This window comes from Mesorhizobium sp. M7D.F.Ca.US.004.03.1.1, assembly GCF_003998635.1.
GTDB classification, from domain to species: domain Bacteria; phylum Pseudomonadota; class Alphaproteobacteria; order Rhizobiales; family Rhizobiaceae; genus Mesorhizobium; species Mesorhizobium loti.
Map to the genome: position 1 here is coordinate 1 of NZ_RZQG01000465.1, position 4,700 is coordinate 4,700.

At 64.7% G+C, this 4,700-nt stretch carries 6 protein-coding genes; 1 reads left to right on the forward strand and 5 read right to left on the reverse strand.

From position 1 onward, the window contains the following. Positions 1-207, forward strand: a 207-nt coding sequence (locus EN935_RS22890; RefSeq protein ID WP_127373631.1) for a glycine zipper domain-containing protein, incomplete at its 5' end; no start/stop codon positions are given. Positions 208-291: 84 nt separating this feature from the next. On the opposite strand, the gene rpsP is transcribed toward EN935_RS22890, so the two are convergent. The 5 genes from rpsP to EN935_RS22915 form a co-directional block, all read right to left on the reverse strand. Then, positions 292-693 (reverse strand): 30S ribosomal protein S16, encoded by a 402-nt coding sequence (rpsP, locus tag EN935_RS22895; protein ID WP_013528800.1) that lies wholly within the window; start codon positions 691-693, stop codon positions 292-294. A gap of 39 nt (positions 694-732) precedes the next feature. Continuing rightward, complete coding sequence (locus EN935_RS22900) at positions 733-1,059, reverse strand: chorismate mutase (RefSeq protein ID WP_056585656.1); 327 nt, start codon at positions 1,057-1,059, stop codon at positions 733-735. Positions 1,060-1,066: 7 nt separating this feature from the next. Further along, positions 1,067-2,665, reverse strand: a complete 1,599-nt coding sequence (gene ffh, locus EN935_RS22905) for a signal recognition particle protein (RefSeq protein WP_109663712.1) — start codon at positions 2,663-2,665, stop codon at positions 1,067-1,069. A gap of 289 nt (positions 2,666-2,954) precedes the next feature. Further along, entirely contained in the window at positions 2,955-3,917 is a 963-nt protein-coding gene (locus EN935_RS22910; RefSeq protein ID WP_127262519.1) for a type II CAAX endopeptidase family protein, read from the reverse strand. 189 nt (positions 3,918-4,106) lie between these two features. After that, a partial coding sequence (locus tag EN935_RS22915; protein ID WP_245489021.1) for a DUF1236 domain-containing protein occupies positions 4,107-4,700 on the reverse strand: 594 nt, incomplete at its 5' end.

The window sequence follows — 4,700 nt, forward strand, 5'->3', positions numbered from 1 at the left end:
ACGGAAAAAGGCGCGGCTGTCGGCGGACTGGGCGGGGCTGCGGTCGGAGCTGCTGTCGCCGGTGATCCGGTTCAAGGTGCGGTCGTTGGTGGCGCTGTGGGTGCTGTTGCCGGTGCGCTGATCGGCCGGGCGAGCGAGCGTGGCGAATGCCGCTACCGTGATAGCCGTGGCCGCGTCTACATCGACCGCTGCCCGAGCGGCTATTGATCCGCCGCGTCGAAAAATGAAGTCGGCATAGCAAAACGGCGGGCACCATGGCCCGCCGTTTTCCTGGATGCGATAGAGCAATATTTATTCGGCGGTAGCGGCTTCCGCCTCGGCCGGTGCTGCGGCGGCAGCGGCAACAGCGGCTGCGGCGTCTTCCTGCGCCTTCTTCAGAAGGGCAGCGCGTTCCTGCGCCTTCTTGCCCGGCTCGGCCTTCTTCGGGTTGGAGCGGGCGTCGCGCTTGACGAGGCCGGCTTCGTCGAGGAAGCGCAGCACGCGGTCGGTCGGCTGGGCGCCATGCGCCAGCCAATGCTTGACGCGGTCGGCGTCGACCTTGACGCGCTCGCCGTCCTTGGGCAGCAGCGGGTTCCACGAGCCGATCGACTCGATGAACCGGCCGTCGCGCGGCGAACGGGCGTCGGCGATGACGACGTGGTAGTAAGGACGCTTCTTCGAGCCCGCACGGGCCAGTCGGATCTTCAAGGGCATTTCTTTTCTCCTAAAAACTCTAAGTTCGTTGATTGGGTTTCAGTTGGTTTTCGTCACGCCGTTGGAAGCGGCGATCTGTTCGTGGTGGCGGATCACTTCGCGGACGACGAAGTTGAGGAATTTTTCCGCGAAATCCGGGTCGAGATGGGCATCCTTCGCCAGCTGGCGCAGCCGGGCGATCTGCTGCTGCTCGCGCGCCGGGTCGGCCGGCGGCAGGCCATGCGTCGCCTTCAGCACGCCAACCGCCTTGGTGCAGCGGAAGCGCTCGGCCAGCATGTGGATGAGGGCTGCGTCGATGTTGTCGATCGAGGCGCGGTAATCGGCCAGGATGGTGCGGGCGTCGGCCATATCTTTCTCTTCGTTCATGGCGTCCTCACTTCTTCTTGCCAAGGCCGGGCAGCCCGCCGCCGCCGAGACCGGGAAGCCCGGGAAGTTTCATGCCGCCGGGCAGACCGGGCAGGCCACCGCCGCCGGGAAGGCCTTTCATGCCGCCACCGAGACCGGCCGCTTGCGCCTGCTTCTGCAAGGCTTCGAGCTGCTTGGGATCCATCTTCGACAGGTCCGGCATGCCGCCGCCCATCATGCCGCCCATGCCGCCAGGCATCATGCCGCCGAGGCCCATCTTGGAGGCGAGACCGCCCATCATGCCGCGCATCAGGCCGCCGCCTTTGCCCTTGCCGCCCATCGCCTTCATCATGTCGGCCATGCCGCGATGCATCTTGAGCAGCTTGTTGATTTCGGCCGCGTCGGTGCCGGAACCGGCGGCGATGCGCTTCTTGCGTGAATGCTTGAGAAGGTCGGGGTTGGCGCGCTCGGCCTTGGTCATCGACGAGATGATGGCGAGCTGGCGGCCGAACATCTTGTCGTCGAGACCGGCGGCGGCCATCTGGTCCTTCATCTTGCCCATGCCGGGCATCATGCCCATGATGCCGCCCATGCCGCCCATCTTCGACATCTGCTGAAGCTGGCTGGCGAGGTCGTTCAGGTCGAACTTGCCCGACTGCATCTTCTTGGCCATCGCCGCCGCCTGTTCGGCGTCGATGTTTTCTGCGGCCTTTTCGACGAGCGAGACAATGTCGCCCATGCCGAGGATGCGGTCGGCGATGCGCTTGGGGTGGAATTCCTCCAGCCCGTCCATCTTTTCGCCGGTGCCGATCAGCTTGATCGGCTTGCCGGTGACGGCGCGCATCGAAAGGGCTGCACCACCGCGGCCGTCGCCGTCCATGCGGGTCAGCACGAGACCGGTGATGCCGACGCGCTCGTCGAAGCTCTTGGCCAGATTGACGGCGTCCTGGCCGGTCAGCGAGTCGGCGACCAGCAGGATTTCGTGTGGGCTCGACACCTTCTTGATGTCGGCCATCTCGACCATCAGCGGTTCGTCGATATGGGTGCGGCCGGCGGTGTCGAGGATGACGACGTCATGGCCGCCGAGCTTGGCCGCCTGCACGGCGCGGCGCGCGATGTCGACCGGCGACTGCCCGTCGATGATCGGCAGCGTGGCGACCTTGACCTGTTCGCCGAGTTGGCGCAGCTGCTCCTGCGCGGCGGGCCGCCGCGTGTCGAGCGAGGCCATCAGAACCTTCTTGTTCTGACGCTCGGAAAGGCGCTTGGCGATCTTGGCCGAAGTGGTCGTCTTGCCGGACCCCTGCAGGCCGACCATCATGATGACGACCGGGGCCGGGGCATTGAGATCGATGGCGACGCCTTCGGCGCCGAGCATCTCGACCAGTTCGTCATGGACGATCTTGACGACCATCTGGCCGGGCTTGATCGACTTGACCACGGCGGCGCCGACGGCCTTCTCGCGCACCTTGTCGGTGAAGGAGCGCACCACTTCCAGCGCCACGTCGGCTTCGAGCAGCGCACGGCGCACCTCGCGCAGCGCCGCCGAGACATCAGCCTCCGACAGGGCACCGCGGCCGGTGAGGCCGTTCAGGATGGAGCCAAGGCGCTCCTGCAGCGATTCAAACATTCTTCTTCCTTTTTCCCAGGCACCCGGACGGTGACCGAGAAGTAATGCGTTCGCGCCAAGTGTCCAAGCAAAAGCCCGTGCAAGCGAAAAGCCAAAAAGCACCCGGGGGCGCTCAGCGCTGCCGGGTGTTGGCCTCCAGGATCGATTTACAGCACTTCACCTCAAAAGAGGTTTCGGCGTCCTGGTCGGCTTGCTCGGAGGGATACTCGTCGCGGAATTCGGGGCGTGTAGACAGGAAATCGGCCGCAGAGTCAAGACAAGGCCCATATCGGGTCGTCCCAGGCTGCGTTCAGGCCGAGCCCGACCGGTCGGGCAACTCAGCGGCAACCCTCAGCGGTGAGCGCGGATGCAGCAGCAACCAAATCGTCAGCAGGCTGCAGGCGATGCCGATGAAGGCGATGAGAACCGCATCATATGTCGTCCAGCCCGGCCCTTCGAGCGGCCTGGCGGTGAACAAAGCGAAGGAATTGTAGCTCTGCTGATGCGAGATCAGCAGAAACCCGGTCAGATTGTTGCCGAGATGAGCGCCCAAGGCGGCGCCGAGATTGCCGGTGGCATAGACGACAAGCGTCAGCAGCAGCACGAAAGCGGCGATCGAGGCGAGCACGCAGGCGTTGATGGCGGGCGACGCGCCTGTGCTCCAATGCAGCGACGTGAACAGCAAGGCGGGCAACAGAGCCCAGATGAACGGGCTCCTGAACCGGTTGGCCAGGCCGCGCAGCAGATAGCCGCGAAACAGCATTTCTTCGGACGAGGTCTGCAACAAAGTGAGCGCGGCGATCGGGATCGCGAACAGCAGCCAGGACGACAGGCTGATCGTGCCGCGCGCGATCTGCGGCTGCAGCAGATAGAGCAGGATCTCGGATATGAGCGAGGTGATCAGCACCGCGATCAGCCCCTTGAGGAAGCCCGACCATGAAATACGATGGCTGACGCCGATCAGCGCCGATAGCTTCTCGCCATGCACCCAGCGCATGGCAACCCACAGGCCGATCCAGATGCCGGCGAACGAGACGAGCGCGGTGAGGATGCCGATGGGCGAGGCGAGGAAGTCCTGCATTACCCCGCCTGGTGGCGGAGCCGCTGGTGCCTGCCAGGTGAAGAAAACGTAGGTGCCGCAGAACAGCACGGCCGCGGTCGTGGCGGCCCAGAACAGGACCACGATCGCCGTTCCGAGGAAAAGGCGCGGCAACGTCGTCCTGGCGTTCGGCGAGCGCCTATAGCGCTCGAAGGCGGCCGAATCGATCGTCACGCTGGCTCCTTTGCCCAATTCATCGCCTGTTGATCTAGCCGATGGTCCGGAAAATCGGAATCGTTTTCGCAAAGGAATCACGCACGGATGACCGCCGCACGTCCAGACATGCGTGGCCCTGCCGGATCGACCGCCTGCAGGTCACCGGGCGGTCGCTGCTGTCGCGGCGGCCGCCTGTGCTAATTCATGTCAGCGCACGACGTACATGATGCGCCGCGTCTGTGGATCGATCAGCGCCGGCTGGCCGTTCACATAGACATAGCGGTAGTTGTAGTCCGGAATCTCGCGCAGTTCGACGGTGTCGGGCAAGGTCGCGCCGGTCACCACCTCGCCGTCGAGATAGACGGGGTCGAGGCGATGCGTGTCGACATAGGTTCTGATTTCGGGCGGAGGCGGGGGGAAGGCGTCCTCGACCGGCTCACCGCCAACGATCGCGCCGGTATAATCGGTCGAGTAGTTGCCGATGTCTTCCGGCGGCGAGACGACAGCAACGCTGGAACGCCGCTGCGTCAGCACGACCCGGCTGCCACCGAAATCAGCCGTCACATAGTCGGAATAGACCCAACCCTGGCCGCCGGCCTCGGCGATGGTGCACCATTTGCTGTTTTCCATGCAGCCATTGAGCGTCGCCGACTGCCCGGCGGCGAGCACGCCGATGACAGGATATTGCGGACCAGGCCCGGCTCGGACGTTGAGATCGGTGACGGCGGAGACGGCGGTGTCGGCAAAGGCGGCGCCCGACATCGCGGTCAGCATTCCGGCGACCGACGGAAACAATAGAGA

What these genes read in the sequence shown, in the direction of transcription:
- EN935_RS22900 (WP_056585656.1), bottom strand. Translation starts at nt 1,059, where the DNA reads ATGAACGAAGAGAAAGATATGGCCGACGCCCGCACCATCCTGGCCGAT.
- ffh (WP_109663712.1), bottom strand. Translation starts at nt 2,665, where the DNA reads ATGTTTGAATCGCTGCAGGAGCGCCTTGGCTCCATCCTGAACGGCCTC.
- rpsP (WP_013528800.1), bottom strand. Translation starts at nt 693, where the DNA reads ATGCCCTTGAAGATCCGACTGGCCCGTGCGGGCTCGAAGAAGCGTCCT.